Genomic DNA, 18,297 nt, shown 5'->3' with positions numbered 1-18,297 from the left:
TTCGCGCCGTTCTCCCCGTGCAAAATACTTGGGAAAATTCAATTAATAATAGCACACAAAGCTGAAGTTAAACAAAGAAATTAGTATCGATTATAACAACATTTCATATTGTGATATCAGGCAATATTTTCGGAATTCAAGGAGCTGAAAACGATTTTTCGGAGGAGGGAAAGTAAAGAAATGTATAGACGAATCCTACCCGCAGCAGGTCATGCTGCGGATGGATGGTAAGAGGTTGGTGTTAGAGCGGCAGCGCCAGGTTCTGAGCGTTCAGAAGGCTCAGGAGCGTCTGCAGGATCGCCGTCGGATCCGTTGTCAGGCTTCCGAGCAGTGACGTAATCGTGCCGGCAAGGTCGCCGCCGAGCAGACCTGTCAGCGTATTCAGCAGATCACCAAGCAGGTTTCCGCCGAGCAGGTCGCTCACGGTACCGAGCAGGCTGCCAAGCAGGCCGTCGAGACCGCCTGCTGTCAGCGTTCCGAGGATCGCTTCGAGGACACCGGTCGGATCGCCGCTGCCGAGGATCGTATCAAGCAGGCTTGTCAGGTTCGCCAGGTCAAGCGCGCTGAGCGGGTTACCGTTTACAAGCAGACCGCTCAGGTCGGACAGCGGCAGCGTCTGCGTCAGGTACGGGACGTTGGTCATGAGACCGCCGAGGATGCCAAAACCGCCGAGCTTGTCGATCGTCGTGACGATCGGCATAACGACCGCAGCGTTGAGCAGGAACGATGCACCTTCAGCATTCAGGCCGTGCGCTACAGATTCCAGCAGTGCCAGCATATTGACGGATGTCGTCAGCAGACCGTTCACGCTTGTATCCATCGGATCGAGACCGAACGGCAGGACTTCACCCGGCAGGGCAAGGATATCGTTCAGTGACAGTGCCGGAAGGTTCAGATCCGGTACCGCACCGAGTACTGTCGTCAGCACTGTAGAGACCGGCGCGGGGATCGGCAGCGCATTAATGATGTCCATCAGCTGCGCGACGCTCAGTTTCGTTGCCATCAGCTCATCCAGCGGAAGTGCACTGAGGACCGGGAGTGTTTTCGCCGCGGCGATAATGTCATTGATCGTCGTGTCAGTACTGACCAGGCTCAGGAGCCCTGCAGGATCCAGCGCAAGCGCACCGCCGTCAAGCGGGAGCGCACCGAGCAGACTTGTCAGGGAGCCGACCAGGAGGTTCGGATCAAGACAGGATGTGAGGTCGCCAGCGACCTGGGCGAGCAGACCTTCAACCGTACCGAGCAGACCTGTTGTCGTTGTCAGCAGGGTTGCCGGCAGGCTGCCGAGTGTCGTGCCGAGCAGTTCCTGCGGTACGGTGATAAGGTCACCGAGGCTCAGCAGGTTTGTCAGCTGGGACGGATCGAGAGCGCCTGTCAGTGTTGACAGGACAGCAGCCGGATCGCCTGATGCCAGCGTACCGAGAATACCGAGAAGATCGCCTGCGCTCAGCGGAGCGGCAAGAAGGTCTGAGAGTGTCGCAGTATCAAGAAGACCTGTTGCGCTCTGAACGGCACCAAGCAGATCGCCCAGCGGCAGGGCGACGGCGAGGGTCTTCAGGTTGGCAGCTGTCAGTTCGGCACCGCCCAGTACGCTGTCTGTCGCACAGTCAAGCGTTGCGACAACAGGTTCAAGCTGCGGGATACAGGCAGCGACATCGTAGCCGACACCCATAACCGTGTCGTCCAGGAATGTCAGCGCATCGATACCAGTTTCTGCCACACCGGCAGTCGCATCGGTTACCGTGCTCAGTACCTGTGTCAGCAGGCTCGGTGCAACCGTCAGCAGATCACCCAGCGGCAGCGTCTGCAGCAGCGTTGCAGGGTCCAGTGCATCTTTAATGGAAGCAACGATAGCCAGGACATCCGGCGTACCGCCGATGAGACCGATGATATCGAGTACCTGGCTCAGGGAAACGCTTGTCTCAAGCATTGCACCGACGGTGACATCCGTCGTCGTCAGACCGAGTTCAACCATCGCGTTGGCAACCGTTGTAAGGTTGAGCGGGATTGAAGTCAGCAGGCTGAGGTCTGCTGCGCTCAGCGCATTGGTAAGCGTACCGGTTGCCGTATTGAGCACACACTCAAGCGTACCGAGAAGCGCCGTCGCCTGTTCTGCACCGACTACGGTACCGGATGTCGTTGTTGTTGAAGATGAGGAACCACATCCAGAAAACAGAAGTGCTGCCCCCACAGCACTTGACATCAAAATACCCCGTACGCCATTTAGTGATTGTTTCATTGTTTTTTCCTTATATAATGTAGAAGTCTGTCGTGCACAATAGCAGTCTATGCAGATTTCACAGCACGGATCGGTTCAATCCGCCCAAAACCGGAGGGCTCGCACAGAAGCCAGTCGGTTCGCCTCGGTCATTTCAATAGTTAAACACGCAGCAGCGATCAGCCCTCACCGATGCCACCTCTTACCCTTTCTCATTTGCCTGCATTTGACTGAAACCTGATGCCAAATCGTCTTTAGAGTCGTGGTAAGAAAATTATGCCATTGTCTACCCTTTCTTAGCCCACATCTATAGAAGAAACCGTTATATTGCCTTCACCTCATGTTACCTATTTACACACTATGCCCATTTTCGATGGCGGTGAATTACAACTTTTTCTTATATATGTTTGTTTATATTATTTTTTAGTGTATTTTATGCTGCTGAGTAAATTTGTTTTAAAAGATTCTCTTATATTGGCTTTTTTTGAACGTCTTTTAACGGTTTTTTTCTACAATAAAATCACACTTTTCACTCTTCTATATCTGATACCCGTATGAACCCATCTCATATCGACAAGACTTTTACCACCGCCGTCATACTTTAATATAGGGTTGTTTCTCAACACACCAAACATCCTGCAAAGGGTGTTTCGCTATAATGCGCCTTCATCATTTTGCACCCACCATCATTCGTTGCGATGCAGAGTACAAGGAGCACCCGTGTTTGATACCTTGACGGATTCATTTACATCCGCCATTAAGAAGATCCGATTCCACGACGATGAGAAGGCACTTAAAAAGGCGCTTGCCGAACTGAAAAAAGCCCTGCTCAAAGCCGATGTCCATCACAAGGTCGTTAAAGAGCTCATCGAACGCGTCGAACTGGATACGAAGAAAGCCGGCATCGGCAAGGACCAGTTCCTGGATGCGATGCGTTTCACCCTGCATGACCTGCTGAAAACCGAGGGGCACCAGGGGTTCGTGTTCGCCGCCAACCCTCCTACCGTTATCCTGATGACGGGCCTCCAGGGGTCGGGAAAAACGACGACAACGGGAAAACTCGCCACCTACCTCAAAGAGCAGAAAAAGAAAAAGGTCCTGATCGTCGCGGCGGACCTGCAGCGTATGGCCGCCGTCGAGCAGCTCCGACAGATCACGGCCCAGATCGGCGTCGACCTCTATGAAGACGAGGCGACCAAAAACCCGGTGGAGGTCGTCACGGCCGCCATGGCCAAAGCGAAAAACAGCCTGTACGACGTCGTCCTCGTCGATACCGCCGGACGCCTGGCCATCGACGAAGAACTGATGAGCGAGCTGAAGCAGGTACGTGATGCTGCCAAGCCGAGCGAGATCTTCTACGTCGCCGACTCCATGACGGGGCAGGATGCCGTCCGTACCGCCCAGAGCTTCAAAGAGCAGATCGGTATCGACGGGGTCATCCTGAGCAAGTACGACGGTGACGCCAAGGGCGGGGTCGCCCTCGGCATCGCCTCGCAGGTCCAGGTGCCGCTGCGTTTCATCGGGGCCGGCGAAAAGATGGCGGACCTGGAGGTCTTCCTTCCCGACCGTATCGTCAACCGCCTCATGGGCCTGGGGGACATCGAGGGGCTGGCGGAGAAGGCTTCGAGCGTCATCGATGAGAAACAGGCGAAGAAGCTGACCCAGAAGATCAAGAAGGGACAGTTCAATTTCAACGACTTTCTCGAGCAGATGGAGAGCATGAAAAAACTCGGCTCCATGAAATCCCTGCTGGGGATGATCCCCGGGATGGGCGATATGTCCAAGGCGCTCAAGGATTTCGACCTGGAAAACTCCCAGGAGCTCAAACAGATCAAGGCACTGGTCAGCTCCATGACCCACAAAGAGCGCGAAAACCCCGACCTGCTCAACAACAGCCGCAAACAGCGTCTGGCCAAAGGGGCGGGGATGGACCAGATGGACGTCAACCGCATCCTCAAGCAGTTCAAAAATGCCGCGAAGATGGCGAAGAAGTTCTCCGGCAAAAAAGGGATGCAGGACCTGCAGAACATGATGAGCCAGATGCAGGGCGGGAAATTCCCGCGCTGATCCCCCGCCGCGCCGTTTGCATGCGGCACTTCCTGCTTTACCCTTTTTATCGATTTTTTCCGTCGCAGCGAAACTGTTATAATGGTCACATCTTCGTGCATTTTCCCACAAGGAGAGATCATGCGTACACGCCTTCTTTACCTCCCCCTGTTTCTCTTGCCGCTTGCCGCATTTTCCATAGAGCCCCAGGTGCAGATACAGCGCCCCGCCGTCTCGACCAAGGTGCCCCAGAAAATCGTGCCCCCGTCTTCTTCTACCCAGCAGCCTGTCGAAAAACCGGATCTGACGGTGACCGGTATCACGGCCTACACCCAAAGAGGCGGCACCATACTGGGTCATGTCCGCAAGCTCTACGTCAATGAGCCGCTTGAACTGGACACCACCATCGAAAACGTCTTTGCCTATGACGGGCACAGCCGCAAAAAGTTCAAGATTACCGTCCAGTTCAGGTACGGCTACTCCGGCCCGGTGCACCAGGAGAAGACCATCTGGGTCACCAAAAACCTTGAACCCGGAGAGTCCATTACACAGCACATGATCTACGGCAGGGTCAAAAACACACCGGACGTACTTTACGTCAAAGTCATTGCCGATGCGGGGCACGCGATCGCAGAGCGTAACGAAAACAACAATGCCGACGAACTGGAGATCAGGGTAGAGGCGAGACCCTGAGGAAGCACAGCCCTCAAAGCAAGTCTCCTTCGCTCAATGAGGCGGGGGCAACCCCCTCCTTGTGCTATCCAGAATTATTCGCTATAATTTCGCCATCGTTTTACGCTTATGAACAATACCTCTATGACATTGGCGTATCGCATACCCGAACGGTTTGCACGGAACGTCTCCGATAAGACGGTTAGAGGCCGCGGTATCAATGTTAGAGTGACTCCTTCATCGTCCCGCAGCCCTACCCCCTTTTCCCAACGTTCCCGAAAACCATTCACCCATTTTTTATCGAAGGAACGAACAATGACAACAATCCGTCTTACCCGTATGGGACGCAAAAAACAGCCTTTCTACCGCGTTGCGGTTACTGACTCCCGCAAGCGCCGTGACGGCGGCTGGATCGAACTGATCGGCTGGTACAACCCGATGACCAAAGAGCAGAAGATCGACGAAGAGCGTCTGAACTACTGGATCGGCGTCGGCGCGACAATGAGCGACCGCGTCAAAAAGATCACCGGCAAATAATTATGGTCACCGATTTCGTCGCCGAATACGCACGTCTCATCGCCTCCCATCCCGAGGACATCCGCGTCGAGATGTTCGAAGGTGACGAGATCGCCGAAATTGTCCTCTATGCCAACGGTGCCGATATCGGCAAACTGATCGGCAAAGAGGGCAAGATGATCGGCGCCATCAAAACCGTCATCTCCGGCTGCAAAGCCAAAGACGGCAAGAGCTACCGCATCAATGTCGAAGCGGCAGAATAACGACCGTCTGCTCCATATCGCCACGCTGGGCCGCACCGTCGGTCTGCACGGCGAGATGAAGCTGCACCTCTTCACCGATTTCCCCGAACAGTTCGTCCCCGGCGAGACCTTCTATACCAAAGAGCGCACGCCCCTGGTGTTTGAAACCGTCAACATGGAACGCGAACTGGTCAAACTCGAAGGCATCGACACGCCCGAAGAGGCCAAGCGCTTCACCAATGTCATGCTCTACACGACCTACGGACGCACCCGCGAAATGTGCCACCTCGATGAGGGGGAACACTTCTGGTTCGACCTGATCGGGTGTACCGTCACGGAAGAGGGTGTCGTGCTGGGCAAGGTGATCGAGATCGAACGGATCGGCGCGGTCGACTATCTGCAGATCAAGACCGACGATGCCCTGGCCAAACGGCGGCTGCCCAAGCAGTTCCTGCTACCAAAGCAGCTGCCATTCGTCGAGCATGTCGATACCGAAGCAGGTCTCATCACCGCGCACGGGGCGATGGCCATCCTGGAGGAGTCGTGACCTTTACCTATGTCACCCTCTTCTCAAACCTGATCGAGGGCTATTTCCAGGACTCCATCCTCAAACGTGCGCAGGAGAAGGGGCTTTTCAGCGTCGCCTACCTCAACCCGCGCGATTTTACGACGAACAAGCACGGGAAGGTCGACGACACGGCCGTCGGCGGAGGCGCCGGAATGGTGATGACGCCACAGCCGCTCTACGACACACTCAAACAGCTCCGCGAAAACGATCCGGACGTCCATATCGTTTTCGCGACCCCTGTCGGCAAGCCCTTTGTGCAGAACGACGCCAAACGGCTTGCCAAGAAAAACCATGTTGCATTTGTCAGCGGCCGATACGAAGGCATCGACGAAAGGGTCATCGAGACCTTTGCGGACGAACTCTTCAGCATCGGCGACTATATCCTGACCGGCGGGGAGCTGCCCTCGCTGGTGATGACCGATGCCATTGCCCGCAATCTCGAAGGTGTACTCGGAAACAGCGAGTCACTGGAGACGGAGAGCTTTGAGACCCACCTGCTGGAAGCCCCCTCGTTCGGAAAGCCGCCGCTTTTTGACGATAAGGGCGTGCCATCAGAATTCTTAAAGGGAAACCACAGTAAAATTGCGGCACTCAAAATTGCCTTGTCAGAATGCAAGACTAAATTCTTCAGGCCTGAGCAGCTTAAAAGGCATAGAAAAAGGACATTGTATGAGAAATAAATACATCGAAAATTTCGAAAATGCTCAAGTCGCTGAAAAGAACGTCCCAGAATTCCGCGCCGGTGATACCGTACGCCTCGCTGTTACCATTAAAGAGGGTGACAAAACTCGTGTTCAGAACTACGAGGGTGTATGTATCGCAATGCGCGGTCAGGGAACGGGTAAAACCATCACAGTTCGTAAAATCGGTGCCAACGGCGTCGGTATCGAGCGCGTTTTCCCGATCTACAGCGACAGCATCAACGAAATCAAAGTGCTTCGCCGCGGCCGTGTACGCCGTGCGAAACTCTTTTACCTGCGCGACCGTGCCGGTAAATCTGCACGTATCAAAGAGCTCCGCAAGTAATTGCGGACGCCCTTCACACCCAACACACTTCCCCACCAACTTTTTACCACCAACCGCTTCCTGCAAAAGGAATCCGTATGACGCTTAACCTGTTTTTCATCACTGCCACCGCCCTCTTCATCATCGCCGTACTGAAACAGCTGCTGGAAACAAATGCCTTTCTGAACCGCCTTCGCGACCACCATCCTTCTCGCTACGAAGCGATGGGACGCCCGCGCTGGAACATCCAGTTCGGCGACCCCCGCTTCCGCGAAGCCGTCAAATACATCCGTGCCCACAAGTTCGCCGACCTCGACGACCCGGAACTCGAACGCATCTACAAAGCCATCAAAAGAGCGGACAGGGTCGCCATCGCCTCCGCCGTCGTCGCCATACTCATCACCCTCATAGAAGTAATGCGGACAGCTGGATGACACTTATCCAATAAACCATACATGAAAGCAATCGCTACCCGCTGCTTCTGTTGAGTCAGAAACGGTAATTAGCGTGTCGAACGGATTGCCAGGGAGTGGAATGTCCCGAAAGCGGCAGCCCTTCGCACTTTCTTCTTTCGGGTTCGGTTTCTTCTTTGTGCGAGCAAAGAAGAAAGGGAACAAAACATAAATGATCTTGGAAAACACGGCTCAGTACAAGCCGATAAGAAGCTGCTAGTAGTCTTTGAGCGCCCGTTCGATATCGCGCTTCATATCCTTCTCTTTCATATCGGCGCGTTTGTCGTGCGACCACTTTTATCGCCGTCCCCGGAGCAAAGCCCCGCGGACTTTCGCTGGCCGCTATGGCACTGAAGGCGGCTCTTCCCGAGCCGCAAAAAGCTGCTAGTAGTCTTTGAGCGCCCGTTCGATGTCGCGCTTCATATCCTTCTCTTTCATATCGGCGCGTTTGTCGTGCAGCTTTTTACCCCGCGCGATGGCGATCTCAAGCTTGATGATGTTCTTGTTGTTGAAGTACATCTGCAGGGGTACGATCGTATGCCCCTCTTTCTCCACGGCATCCGCCAGTTTGGCGATTTGTTTTTTGTGCAGCAGGAGCTTCCGGCTGCCGCGTTCCTCGTGGCCGTAATAGTGGTGCGTCGTCTCCAGGCGGCCGATGTGGGCGTTGAACAAAAAAGCCTCGCCCCTGACAAGCTTGACGAAACTGTCCTTGAGGTTGACACGGCCGGCACGGATCCCTTTGACCTCACTGCCCTTTAGCACGATACCCGCCTCGAATTTCTCGAGGATCTCGTAATCGTGAAAGGCTTTTTTGTTTTTGGCAATCGTTTCGCCCACTTGCAGTCCTTTGAATCAGTGATGCAATCATAGCGAAAACCCGACCTTCGGTGAATCCTCTTCCTTGGAAATCTCCATGCCGGGTGCGGACGCCGACAGGGAACTTTTCCTATAATACGGCATGATACACCTTAACCGTTTTATCGACAAACTCGGTATGCACAGCCCTTTGAAGATCGTCACGGGCGTGACACTGGCCACCACCCTCGTCTCCGTCCTCTGTGTCGGGATATTCTACACGCTACTGACCGGCACGCTTCCGCCGGTCATTCTGGGCTTCTCCATCCTGATGCCGCTGCTGATGACCCCGCCGATTCTCGTCATCGTCATCAAGCTCGTTATGCGGCTCGAAACGTACAAAAACGCGCTGCACGATGAAATCGAGAAGAACCGGGAGAAAGATATGCTCCTTTTCGAGCAGGAACGCTTCGCCCTGATGGGGGAGATGCTCTCGAACATCTCCCATCAGTGGCGCCAGCCTCTCAATGCGATCAACCTGACGCTGCTCTCCGCCAAACTGGCAAAGGCGACGGGGCGTCTGGATGACGAGGCACTCGACCATGCCTTTGAGACGATCGAACAGAACACCCTGCACCTCTCCGAAACGATCGAGGATTTCCGCTCGTTCTTTCAGAACAAGGCCCCAACAAAGCTCCTGCCGCTGCATCAGATCGTCTACGAACTGCACCGCATCATCACGCCGACGCTCGAAGCCAATAACATCGCACTGGAGATCACATGGAACAGCGATACGATCCACCGGCTGCAGATCGCTACGGCGATCTCCCAGGTCCTTCTCAACCTCATCAACAACGCCAAAGACGCCCTCGAATCCCTGGACCAAAAGAACAAACAGATCCGCATAGCGTTTGAGTACCCTCCGGGCGGGGACCAACTTCGTATCTGCGTTTTCGACAACGGCCCCGGCATCGACCCGGCGATCCAGGGGAAGATCTTCGATCCCTATTTCACGACGAAGGGCAACCTCAAAGGGAGCGGGATCGGCCTGCATATGAGCCGCCAAATCATCCAGAAGCTCTTCCACGGCACGATCATCGTTTCCAGTGTGCCCGGCGAGACGCGCTTCGCCATCATGCTGCCGACGTCCGTCTACTGTAAACCTGAAACGTAACCGACCTACGCCTCGACCGCTTTGAAAAAACTGCTCCCGCTGCCGGAGAAGAACCAGCCGTGGCGAAAATGCTCTTTGAGCTCCGGATAGAGCGACAGCGCCGGTTCGAACAGGTCGTTCGCATCGTCGGCACTCAGTTCGGAAAGCAGCGTTTTGGAGTCTGTGGCGGCAAAATAGTCGTAAGCCTCGGGTGAGAGCTCCCTGTAAAAGCTCTCCCGGAAACGGCGGTAGACGGCGGGGGTACTGATCTCGATCGGCGGGGTGCGCGTCTCGAGATGCAGCGGGGCTTCATCGAAGGGCTCCACGATCTCGCCGATCCCGGAGACATTCGCGCTGGGGTACCCGTAGACGAAAAAGGGGACATCCGCCCCGACCCTGGCACCGATGGCGGCCAGCTCGCTGACGTCCAGGCCCAGGTGCAGCACTTCGTTGCACATCTTCAGGTAGGTGGCCGCATCCGAACTGCCTCCTCCCAGTCCCGCAAACGCCGGAATATGTTTGTTCACGGCGATCCCGTGGGTCTGCATCAACCGCTCGAGTTCCGTCGAACCCGTCGCTTCGAGCAGGGCAGCGTAAGCTTTGTAGATCGTATTCTGTTCCGTCGCACAGGCGAAATCGCCGTCGATGACGAAGCCCTCCGTCTCCTTCGGGAAGAAATAGAGCAGGTCATGCAGCTGCTCTACGACCATGAAACGCGACAGGATCTCGTGGTACTCCCCCCGCTTTCCCGTGACCTTCAAAAAGATATTGACCTTTGCCGGTGCCTTGTAGTGCTTCATAGTGCCACCTTGTTCAATACATAATGCACGCCTTCGCCGTCAAAGGCGAAGACCGCCATCTCCCGCCCGTCGTCGACACGGTAGACCCCGTCCTCCACGGGGGCAAACTCGTCACGCGTCAACGGCTGCCCCAGAGTGATTTTCCGCCACTCGCCCCGGTATTCGACCGGAGGAAGACGCAGGCAGCTTCGGATATCGAGTGGGCGTTCTCCCTCATAGACGAACTGCCCTTCGCAGAGCCGTTCGAGCATACTGAGCGCCCCTCCGTCGAGCCCCAGCCGCTCATACACGAGGCGTCCGAGCGATCGGATATAGGTCCCCTCGGAGACCGTCGCCTCAAAGGTCACGAAAGGGTGACAGTAGTGCAGGAGTTTCACATCATACACGGTCGAGTGTATCGTCTCCAGCTCAAAGGGGATGCCCGCCCTGGCCAGATCGTAGGCCCTCCGTCCGTTGATCCGCTTCGCACTGAAAATCGGCGGGGGATAGGCCTGCTCCCCCTTCAGGGATTCGACGGCCTCCCGGACCTTCGCTTCCGGCAACGGCACGATGTCGTCGATCTGCTCGACCCCTTCGATGTCGAGCGTATCGGAGTGTGCCCCGAGCCAGAGCGTCGCCCGGTAGCGTTTCGGGGTCTTATCCAGGAAACGGAAGAGCGAGGTGTATTTTCCGAAGGCGATGATGAGCACCCCCTTCGCAAAGGGGTCGAGGGTACCGGAGTACCCCGCTTTTTTCACCCCGTATTTGCGCTTCAGGGTGCGCAGGAACTGGTTGGAACTGAGCCCGGAAGGCTTGTAAGCGACAAAGAGTCTATTCATTCATACACTCCGGCGAGCAAAGCCCACCTTCGTTACGCTAACGCTGAGTTTTGTCCTCGTTCCAGCGAAATTCCGCAAGCTGCATCTTCGGCAGGAGACCCACACTCCGAAAGTACTTCCTCCGGGGCGCGTGCAGTAAACCGCACTTTTCACTAATTACAGCCTTTCTACGAAGGAAGCGAGGATCTCCCGCTTGTTGCCGCCGAAGTTGATATTGAGCTTGAATTCGCGCCCGGCTTTGCTCACCCCGATCACGCGGCCGGCACCGAAGATCTTGTGACGGACGAGGTCCCCTTTTTTGAACGCCGTGTTCTTCTCGATCTTGAGGGAGCTTTCGCACAGCCCGGCTTCACCGAAGAAACGGCTCTTTTCCAGTTCCGTACGGCGTCCCTTGTAGTAGCGGCTCTGGACATGTGACAGGGTCAGCGAATCCTTGGCGCGCGTAAAGGAGACGTACCCCAGGCGGCGCTCCTCCTCCAGGTCGCTCCCGTCACCGATCAGCGGCAGGAAGCCCTCTTCGAGGCCGATGATGAAGAGGTGTTCGAACTCCAGCCCCTTGGAGGCGTGGATACTCATGATGTAGATGCTCTCCCCCTCCACCTGGTCCTGTTCGCTCTGCAATGAGACTTCGTTCAGAAAGGCGTCGAGGCTCGCTTCGGGGTTCTGCTTAATAAAGTCGCGGAAGAGGCCGAAAAACTCGTCGATGTTCTGCACCCTCTCCGTCCCGTCTGGCATCGCCTCGTAGAAGGCCTTGATCTTGAAAATCTCGTCGATGCGCTCGGCAAAGCTGTAGAGCGATTCGTCCGCAACGGCGCGCATCTGTTCCAGTTCGCTGACGAACTGCTTGAGGGTCGTGGCGTTCTTCTTGCGCACCAGGCCTTCGAGCTCTGCCGCGGCACTGAGGCGTACCAGATCGTAGAGGGAACGCTCCTGCTCGATGGCCGCCAGTTCCAGCTTGTCTATAGACGCTTTGCCGATCCCGCGTTTGGGCTTGTTGATGATACGCTTCATCGAGAAGTTGTCATGGTGGTTCGTGATGACGCGCAGGTAGCTGATGATATCCTTGATCTCGGCCCGGTCGTAAAAGCGCAGCCCGCCGACGAGCTTGTAGGGGATCCCCGCACGGTTGAGCCCCTCTTCGAGGGAGCGGCTGAGCGCATTGATGCGGTAAAGCACAGCGATCTCGTTGGGGCGGACCCCTTCGCTGATCAGTTTTTTGATCTGCAGCGCGATCTTGCTCGCCTCTTCGTTCTCGTCGTTCGAGGAGAGCATCTTCACCGCTTCCCCGTCGCCGCGGGTCGGCAGCAGCGTCTTGCCCAGCCGGGAACGGTTGTGCTCGATCAGCGCGTTGGCGACGGTCAGAATAGGCGTGCGCGAGCGGTAGTTGTGTTCGAGTTTGACGACCATCGCATCCTCGAAATCCTGGTCGAACTCCAGGATGTTACGCACGTGCGCCCCGCGCCAGCCGTAGATGCTCTGGTCGTCGTCGCCGACGACACAGAGGTTGTTGTGGGCAGTGCAGAGTTTCTGCAGCAGCTTGAACTGCAGCTCGTTCGTATCCTGGTACTCGTCGATCATGATGTACTGGTAGCGCTTGCTGGTCTCTTCGGCCAGTTCCGGATGCTCGTCGAGCAGTTTATAGGTCAGGGAGATCAGGTCATCGAAATCCACGAGGTTGTTTTCGACGAGGTAGGCCTCGTACTCCTTGTAGACCTTTGCGATCTGCTCGTAATTTTTCTGCTCGGCCTGGGCATGGGCCTCCTCGGGCGTGATGAGCGAGTTTTTATAGCGGGATATCTCGCTGGCGACCAGCGGCAGCGGCAGATCGCCGTTGAGCTTTTTCAGAATCCGCTTCTTGTCGTCGGTGTCGATGACGACGAAGTTGTTCTCACGGCTGAGACGGTGGATATGGAACTTCAGGAAGAGCAGGCCGAACTTGTGGAACGTACACAGCAGCGGCGGATAGCTGTTCGCGTCGATCATCTTGAGGGCGCGCTCGCGCATCTCCTTTGCCGCTTTGTTGGTAAAGGTCAGCGTCAGCGTATTGCTCGCGGGGATTCCCACAACGTCCAGCAGGTAGGCGAGGCGCGAGGTGATTGTCGTCGTTTTTCCGCTGCCCGCTCCCGCCAGTATCAGTAAGGGGCCGTCGATCTTTTTGACCGCTTCGGCCTGCTGTTCGTTGAGGTTTTTGAAAATATGTTCCATCTTCCGTTTTTCGTGTTTTTAGGTTAATCTATTATATCAATAAATTTTTAAGCTCTCATTGTTTGATGTCAATTTGGCGTTACTTCAGCGGAAAATTATAAAAAAAGTAATCAAAACTAATCTCTCTTATTGAAATGACTATCATTGTACGTTATAATTCTGATGTTTTATTTTTATGGTGCCCTGTTATCCAAAAGCGGACGCTTTATAACAAAGACAAATACGGCCCATTGCCAAGGATATCTGAATGCTGAAAGACTTCGCCAAACTCCAAACTTTTTTGACCGTCGTCAAAGAGAAGAGCTTTTCCAAGGCGTCTGCAAAACTGGGCATCTCCCAACCCGCCGTCACCCAACAGATCAAATTTATCGAAGAGTATCTTGACACCCGCATCGTCGAGCGCAAGAAGAACGGGATCAAGCTGACCAAAGAGGGCGAAGACCTTTACCGCATCGCGATCAAACTCGAAAAAGCGATCAACACGAGCCAGAAAGAGCTGCTCAAGATCATCAACAAAGACTTCACCTTTATCCTGGGTGCCTCCTACGCGATCGGGAACTACGTCATCCCGACCTACCTCGGTGCCATCAAAGAGAAGATCCACAACGAAGTCTACATGCACGTCGGCCTCTCCAACGAGATCATCGACGAGCTCGAAGACAAGAAGATCGATGTCGCACTGATCGAATCCCCGGTCTTCCGCGACGGGATCATCTACCGCGAATGGATGGAGGACGAACTCGTCCTCTTCTCCAACCAGCCGCTGCCGAAATACCTGAAAAAAGAGGACTTCTTTACCTTCGACTGGATCTGCCGCGACGAGAACTCCCACACCCGCAAGCTCGTTTCCGAAGCCTTCGAAGAGCTTGAGATCGACTGTTCGACGTTCAACGTCATCGGGGTCGTCCAGTCGCCGACGGCCGTCAAAGAGACGATCATGCGCTCTCCCAAAAACGCGGAGCGCCCGATCGTATCGGTCATCTCCCGCCACGTCATCGAGGACGAGATCGCCGAGGGCAAACTGTACGAATCGCGCATGCGCAACTTCCGCGTACACCGCAAGTTCTACATCGCCTACTCCAAAGACCGCAAGCACGACGCCTTCGTCAACAACGTCGTCGACTTCCTGCTCACCATGCGGATGTAACTTCGGCGCAGACAAGCGTCGCCGTTATCTCGGCCGTACCATCCGGTACGGCTACTTCTTCTTCAGAAACTTCTCGTTTTCCGGATTCGACAAAAACGCCGCCATCGAATTCTCGATCCCGCCGTCATCGACCGCTTCCGCTTCTTCCGCACCGCTTTTATACACGGCGTGATTGATGAATATCGGTGTCTCGTCGATAATGATCTGCATGATGCTCGGCAGGGGCACCGTCACGAAACTGCCGATGTTCTCCGCACCGAAGCCCGCTTCGAAGATGAGGCGGTTCCCGTCGATGCGCGCACTGTCGAAGGTGTAGCCCGCCAGATAGAACAGGGTCATCGGCCGGAAGGACTCGGTGATGTGCTCGGGCAGCGCCGGTTCGAAGCTCAGATGCTCGATCTTGCAAAGAATGCCGAAAGACTGGTCGTGTTCGAACAGGTAGAGCATCAGCTCCTCGACATGCCGCTGCATTAAATCGACAAATTTTTCATCATTGAGAATATTGATGAGCATCATCTCTCCCAGTTAATTAATCGGGGGAAGTATACCACCGCTCACCTCGACAAAGCCTGACAGGGCATTCATCACGGCCACCCGCTCCGCCTGCCGTGCCGCGTCGAGGGTGATGTCGGCGCAGATAAGCTTCCCTTCGGCGATCAGACGGGCACGCGCCGTGCCTTCGAGCAGCGGCCGTTTCGGGGTCAGCCACTGCCCCCCGATCAGACAGGCGACATTGGCGATGGTCGTATCGGTGATGAGACCCGCCTGCACGATGAGGACGTCGTCCGCACTGCCGCGCCGGGCAAAGAGCCGGTCAAGCTGTTCACGCTCGGTCGTTTTGTCGCGGTAGGCAATCGCCTCATCTGTCACCGGCTGCAACGAGGTGATGATACGGGGGGTGTAAGGGAGAAGTTCATATATGAACAGATGTTCATCATACTGGACGCGGCATCGCCAGCACCCTGTTTCCGGGGCTTCAAGACGGTTTATAAGGTCGTATTGGGTGACGATGCCGTGGCGTTTCAGCGTCCGTTCCAGACGCTGCTGATGCCACTCAAGATAGGGGAAACGCCCCTCGTCGGCCAGGATCGTCTCCAGAAAGGGCATGGCCTATTCGCTGAAAAGTGCCGTCGAGAGGTAGCGTTCGGCCGTGTCGCAGAGGATGGTGACGATGGTCTTGCCCTTGTTCTCCGGGCGGGCGGCCACCTGCATGGCGGCGTAGACGTTGGCCCCGGCGGAGATGCCCACGAGCAGCCCCTCCTCTTTGGCCAGCATCCGCGACGTTGCCATCGCATCGTCGTTGCTGACGGTGACGACCTCGCCGTAGATCTGCGTGTTGAGGACGTCCGGCACAAAGCCCGCGCCGATCCCCTGGATCTTGTGCGGGCCCGCTTTGCCGCCGGAGAGGACCGCCGAGTCCGTCGGTTCCACGGCGATGATCTCGATGGAGGGGATCACCTCTTTGAGGCGCGTACCCGTTCCCGTCAGCGTGCCGCCGGTCCCGACGGCCGCGACGAAGATATCGAGCTTGCCGTCCGTATCGCGCAGGATCTCTTCGGCCGTCGTTTTGATATGCACCGCCGGGTTGGCGGGGTTCTGGAACTGCTGCAGGATGACGGCGTTGCCCAGGCTCTCTTTGAGCTCTTCCGCCTTCTCGATGGCCCCCTTCATGCCGGACATTGCCGGGGTCAATACCAGCTCCGCGCCGAGGGCCTTGAGGATATTGCGACGCTCGATACTCATGGACTCGGGCATGGTGAGGATCAGTTTCAGCCCCAGTGCGGCACAGATCGAGGCAAGCGCGATCCCCGTATTGCCGCTGGTCGGCTCGATAATCGTCGTCTGGGAATTGATGATGCCGTCATCCATCGCCGTTTTGATCATGTTGAAACCGATCCGGTCCTTGACGGAGCTCGTCGGGTTCATAAACTCGCATTTGCCGAGGATCGTCGCTCCGGTCTGCTCGGAAGGGGTGTTAAGACGAATCAGCGGCGTGTTGCCGATCAGTTCAGTGATGTTTGACGCTATCATTCCTTATCCTTTATTGTTGCTTCGTGCTATTATAGACGAAGCCATGAGAAATTATCTGTAATCTATAGTATTTAACTATGTTTTTACGTGTATTTTGACAGATGTCAACCTTAAATGCATTTGCCATTCCCATGTGGATAAGCATACACGGCTATAATGACGGTTATGAAACTGCGAACATTCACCCACAAACGCATTATGCTTTTCGGTGCCCCACGCGCCTTTTCGCGCGATGAGTTCGACCGGCTGCTGCAGGCGGCACAGATCACCCTGGCCGACGCGTACGACGACAGTGTCGACGCCGTCATCGAGGGCCGGCTTATCAACCCGATCGAGCAGGAAGTACTCGACCGTCTTTACGAAACGCACAAGGTCGTCCCCGTCCCCATCGATGAATTCGAAAAGACGCTCTGTTCGCAGATCGAACCCGACCGTATCATCATGAGCCTCAAGCTTACGCGCGACCGCGACCGGCTCCGCGCTTTTTTGCAGAACCCCCATATCGACAACGACTTTTTCCTGAAACTGCTGCAGCTCTACGACTGGGGCGGAGAGGGCTTCTTCGACAGCGATGAGAACCGCGACGTTACGGCCGCACTGATCGGCCGCTACTACGAGAACATCGAACGCAACCACAACGTCCAGTACTCCACCCTCGGACTCATGCACCTGCTCCGGCAGACCCGCCGCCCCCGGCTCATCCGCGTGATCGGCGGACTGCCGCCTCTTCGCAAAGCCGTCAGCTCCGGCGACCGCCAGATGCGCGCCGTGCTCGAAGCGCTTGCCCTGCACCCCGACACGGACGAACCGACCCTCAAACACTTCATCCGCCAGGGCGACGACGCCCTGCGCACGCTCGTGGCCGCACGCCCAACGCTTGACCCTGCCCTGCAGCAGGAGCTCGCCGGCATGAACGTTCCGCAGATCAATGCGGCGCTCGCCGCCAACCCCGACCTCAGCCCGGCACTGGCTGACACCCTCTTTGCCGACGACAGCCTCGCCGACGTCGGTTACGCCCACATCCGCCTCGACGGCGGGCGCTATGAAAAAGGCCTCACCAACCACGCCGCAGCGCTGGCCGCCAATCCCTTACTGACAGAGGGCATGCAGCGGCAGCTCTATGCAAGCGGCGATCACGCCGTCCGGTGCGCCCTGGCCGCCAACCCCGCCTTGCAGATCGCGGACACACTCATTGCCGACGCAGATGAAAGCGTCATGCAGGCGCTCGCCGCCAACCCGTCGCTGAGCGCGGCGCAGCTCGAAGCCCTGGCCGGCACGGCCTGCTGCGACAGGGCGCTGGCGGGGAACGGCTCAGCCCCTGCAACGCTGCTCGAAGCGCTCTACGCCAAAGGCGATAGCGACGTCCTGCTTGCCCTCGCGGCCAACCAGGCCACCCCCGTCGCGATCCTGCAGCAATTGCAGCTCGATGCGCGTTTCGAGCGCGCCGTGCGGACCAACGACGCCTTCGGGCAGTTCATTCAACGCGAAAACATAGGATGGTTATGAGGGCACATCCAACTCCCCTCCGCGTTTTCAGCGTTACAGAGAAAGTTCTCATCGGAATCTACCCTCCAAGGTTTGTCAAATACCTGAGGCATAGTACAATCCTGAAGAGAGTTTTCTCTGCAA

Annotated in this window: 19 protein-coding genes; 11 read left to right on the top strand and 8 right to left on the bottom strand. The window is 56.1% G+C overall.

Annotation, left to right across the window (positions count from 1 at the left end; genetic code table 11):
- Positions 1-241: 241 nt before the first annotated feature.
- The gene (locus WCX18_RS02445) at positions 242-2,203 is read right to left on the bottom strand and encodes a hypothetical protein (RefSeq protein WP_345989260.1); all 1,962 of its coding nucleotides are present in this window, start codon (positions 2,201-2,203) and stop codon (positions 242-244) included.
- Between the two features lie 735 nt (positions 2,204-2,938).
- Here WCX18_RS02445 and ffh point away from each other — a divergent pair.
- The 8 genes from ffh (at position 2,939) to WCX18_RS02405 (ending at position 7,701) form a co-directional block, all read left to right on the top strand.
- Complete coding sequence (gene ffh, locus WCX18_RS02440) at positions 2,939-4,285, top strand: signal recognition particle protein (RefSeq protein WP_345989258.1); 1,347 nt, start codon at positions 2,939-2,941, stop codon at positions 4,283-4,285.
- 120 nt (positions 4,286-4,405) lie between these two features.
- A complete protein-coding gene (locus WCX18_RS02435) occupies positions 4,406-4,957 on the top strand; it encodes a CARDB domain-containing protein (RefSeq protein ID WP_345989256.1) in 552 nt (183 codons plus the stop codon).
- A gap of 294 nt (positions 4,958-5,251) precedes the next feature.
- Positions 5,252-5,473 (top strand): 30S ribosomal protein S16, encoded by a 222-nt coding sequence (rpsP, locus tag WCX18_RS02430; protein WP_231020228.1) that lies wholly within the window; start codon positions 5,252-5,254, stop codon positions 5,471-5,473.
- 2 nt (positions 5,474-5,475) lie between these two features.
- Entirely contained in the window at positions 5,476-5,715 is a 240-nt protein-coding gene (locus WCX18_RS02425) for a KH domain-containing protein (RefSeq protein WP_345986002.1), read from the top strand.
- Positions 5,696-6,241 (top strand): ribosome maturation factor RimM, encoded by a 546-nt coding sequence (rimM, locus tag WCX18_RS02420; protein WP_345989254.1) that lies wholly within the window; start codon positions 5,696-5,698, stop codon positions 6,239-6,241. The genes WCX18_RS02425 and rimM overlap by 20 nt, the downstream gene beginning before the upstream one ends.
- On the top strand, positions 6,238-6,942 hold the full coding sequence (trmD, locus tag WCX18_RS02415; RefSeq protein WP_345989252.1) for a tRNA (guanosine(37)-N1)-methyltransferase TrmD: 705 nt from the start codon (positions 6,238-6,240) through the stop codon (positions 6,940-6,942). The genes rimM and trmD overlap by 4 nt, the downstream gene beginning before the upstream one ends.
- Positions 6,932-7,288 carry a 50S ribosomal protein L19 gene (gene rplS, locus WCX18_RS02410; protein WP_345970674.1) on the top strand — a complete coding sequence of 119 codons (357 nt, stop codon included), beginning with the start codon at positions 6,932-6,934 and terminating at the stop codon, positions 7,286-7,288. The genes trmD and rplS overlap by 11 nt, the downstream gene beginning before the upstream one ends.
- A 77-nt stretch (positions 7,289-7,365) precedes the next feature.
- Positions 7,366-7,701 carry a hypothetical protein gene (locus WCX18_RS02405; protein WP_345989250.1) on the top strand — a complete coding sequence of 112 codons (336 nt, stop codon included), beginning with the start codon at positions 7,366-7,368 and terminating at the stop codon, positions 7,699-7,701.
- A gap of 402 nt (positions 7,702-8,103) precedes the next feature.
- Here the strand turns inward: WCX18_RS02405 and smpB are convergent, their stop codons facing one another.
- Positions 8,104-8,556, bottom strand: a complete 453-nt coding sequence (gene smpB / locus WCX18_RS02400) for an SsrA-binding protein SmpB (RefSeq protein ID WP_345989248.1) — start codon at positions 8,554-8,556, stop codon at positions 8,104-8,106.
- Positions 8,557-8,677: 121 nt separating this feature from the next.
- On the opposite strand from smpB, the gene WCX18_RS02395 reads away from it, so the two are divergent.
- Complete coding sequence (locus WCX18_RS02395) at positions 8,678-9,688, top strand: HAMP domain-containing sensor histidine kinase (RefSeq protein WP_345989246.1); 1,011 nt, start codon at positions 8,678-8,680, stop codon at positions 9,686-9,688.
- A gap of 5 nt (positions 9,689-9,693) precedes the next feature.
- On the opposite strand, the gene WCX18_RS02390 is transcribed toward WCX18_RS02395, so the two are convergent.
- The 3 genes from WCX18_RS02390 to WCX18_RS02380 form a co-directional block, all read right to left on the bottom strand.
- Positions 9,694-10,467 carry a 4-(cytidine 5'-diphospho)-2-C-methyl-D-erythritol kinase gene (locus tag WCX18_RS02390; RefSeq protein WP_345989244.1) on the bottom strand — a complete coding sequence of 258 codons (774 nt, stop codon included), beginning with the start codon at positions 10,465-10,467 and terminating at the stop codon, positions 9,694-9,696.
- Positions 10,464-11,285: a tRNA pseudouridine(55) synthase TruB gene (gene truB, locus WCX18_RS02385; protein ID WP_345989242.1), complete on the bottom strand. Its 822-nt coding sequence runs from the start codon at positions 11,283-11,285 to the stop codon at positions 10,464-10,466. Before truB ends, WCX18_RS02390 begins: the two co-directional genes overlap by 4 nt.
- A 156-nt stretch (positions 11,286-11,441) precedes the next feature.
- Positions 11,442-13,490: a UvrD-helicase domain-containing protein gene (locus tag WCX18_RS02380; protein ID WP_345989240.1), complete on the bottom strand. Its 2,049-nt coding sequence runs from the start codon at positions 13,488-13,490 to the stop codon at positions 11,442-11,444.
- A gap of 247 nt (positions 13,491-13,737) precedes the next feature.
- On the opposite strand from WCX18_RS02380, the gene WCX18_RS02375 reads away from it, so the two are divergent.
- Positions 13,738-14,637: a LysR family transcriptional regulator gene (locus WCX18_RS02375; protein WP_345989238.1), complete on the top strand. Its 900-nt coding sequence runs from the start codon at positions 13,738-13,740 to the stop codon at positions 14,635-14,637.
- 51 nt (positions 14,638-14,688) lie between these two features.
- Here WCX18_RS02375 and WCX18_RS02370 read toward each other — a convergent pair whose 3' ends face one another.
- The 3 genes from WCX18_RS02370 to cysK are packed head-to-tail and all read right to left on the bottom strand — an operon-like array spanning position 14,689 to position 16,668.
- Positions 14,689-15,153, bottom strand: coding sequence for a hypothetical protein (locus WCX18_RS02370; RefSeq protein ID WP_345989236.1), 465 nt, complete (start codon positions 15,151-15,153; stop codon positions 14,689-14,691).
- Positions 15,154-15,162: 9 nt separating this feature from the next.
- A complete protein-coding gene (locus WCX18_RS02365) occupies positions 15,163-15,744 on the bottom strand; it encodes an aminotransferase class IV (protein WP_345989234.1) in 582 nt (193 codons plus the stop codon).
- A gap of 3 nt (positions 15,745-15,747) precedes the next feature.
- Positions 15,748-16,668: a cysteine synthase A gene (gene cysK / locus WCX18_RS02360; RefSeq protein WP_345989233.1), complete on the bottom strand. Its 921-nt coding sequence runs from the start codon at positions 16,666-16,668 to the stop codon at positions 15,748-15,750.
- Positions 16,669-16,833: 165 nt separating this feature from the next.
- Between cysK and WCX18_RS02355 the strand changes: the two genes are divergently transcribed.
- Positions 16,834-18,174 (top strand): hypothetical protein, encoded by a 1,341-nt coding sequence (locus tag WCX18_RS02355; protein WP_345989231.1) that lies wholly within the window; start codon positions 16,834-16,836, stop codon positions 18,172-18,174.
- The last annotated feature ends 123 nt before the right edge of the window (positions 18,175-18,297 follow it).

Origin of the sequence: Sulfurimonas sp. HSL1-2, assembly GCF_039645565.1 — a bacterium.
GTDB lineage: Bacteria > Campylobacterota > Campylobacteria > Campylobacterales > Sulfurimonadaceae > Thiomicrolovo > Thiomicrolovo zhangzhouensis.
Note: the sequence above shows the minus strand (reverse complement) of the source record. Positions and strands in the feature narration are given on the sequence as shown.

What these genes read in the sequence shown, in the direction of transcription:
- WCX18_RS02390 (WP_345989244.1), bottom strand. Translation starts at nt 10,467, where the DNA reads ATGAAGCACTACAAGGCACCGGCAAAGGTCAATATCTTTTTGAAGGTC.
- WCX18_RS02365 (WP_345989234.1), bottom strand. Translation starts at nt 15,744, where the DNA reads ATGCCCTTTCTGGAGACGATCCTGGCCGACGAGGGGCGTTTCCCCTAT.
- rpsP (WP_231020228.1), top strand. Translation starts at nt 5,252, where the DNA reads ATGACAACAATCCGTCTTACCCGTATGGGACGCAAAAAACAGCCTTTC.
- rimM (WP_345989254.1), top strand. Translation starts at nt 5,696, where the DNA reads ATGTCGAAGCGGCAGAATAACGACCGTCTGCTCCATATCGCCACGCTG.
- WCX18_RS02395 (WP_345989246.1), top strand. Translation starts at nt 8,678, where the DNA reads ATGATACACCTTAACCGTTTTATCGACAAACTCGGTATGCACAGCCCT.
- WCX18_RS02425 (WP_345986002.1), top strand. Translation starts at nt 5,476, where the DNA reads ATGGTCACCGATTTCGTCGCCGAATACGCACGTCTCATCGCCTCCCAT.
- cysK (WP_345989233.1), bottom strand. Translation starts at nt 16,668, where the DNA reads ATGATAGCGTCAAACATCACTGAACTGATCGGCAACACGCCGCTGATT.
- WCX18_RS02435 (WP_345989256.1), top strand. Translation starts at nt 4,406, where the DNA reads ATGCGTACACGCCTTCTTTACCTCCCCCTGTTTCTCTTGCCGCTTGCC.
- WCX18_RS02405 (WP_345989250.1), top strand. Translation starts at nt 7,366, where the DNA reads ATGACGCTTAACCTGTTTTTCATCACTGCCACCGCCCTCTTCATCATC.
- WCX18_RS02445 (WP_345989260.1), bottom strand. Translation starts at nt 2,203, where the DNA reads ATGTCAAGTGCTGTGGGGGCAGCACTTCTGTTTTCTGGATGTGGTTCC.
- truB (WP_345989242.1), bottom strand. Translation starts at nt 11,285, where the DNA reads ATGAATAGACTCTTTGTCGCTTACAAGCCTTCCGGGCTCAGTTCCAAC.
- WCX18_RS02375 (WP_345989238.1), top strand. Translation starts at nt 13,738, where the DNA reads ATGCTGAAAGACTTCGCCAAACTCCAAACTTTTTTGACCGTCGTCAAA.
- WCX18_RS02370 (WP_345989236.1), bottom strand. Translation starts at nt 15,153, where the DNA reads ATGATGCTCATCAATATTCTCAATGATGAAAAATTTGTCGATTTAATG.
- WCX18_RS02355 (WP_345989231.1), top strand. Translation starts at nt 16,834, where the DNA reads ATGAAACTGCGAACATTCACCCACAAACGCATTATGCTTTTCGGTGCC.
- rplS (WP_345970674.1), top strand. Translation starts at nt 6,932, where the DNA reads ATGAGAAATAAATACATCGAAAATTTCGAAAATGCTCAAGTCGCTGAA.
- WCX18_RS02380 (WP_345989240.1), bottom strand. Translation starts at nt 13,490, where the DNA reads ATGGAACATATTTTCAAAAACCTCAACGAACAGCAGGCCGAAGCGGTC.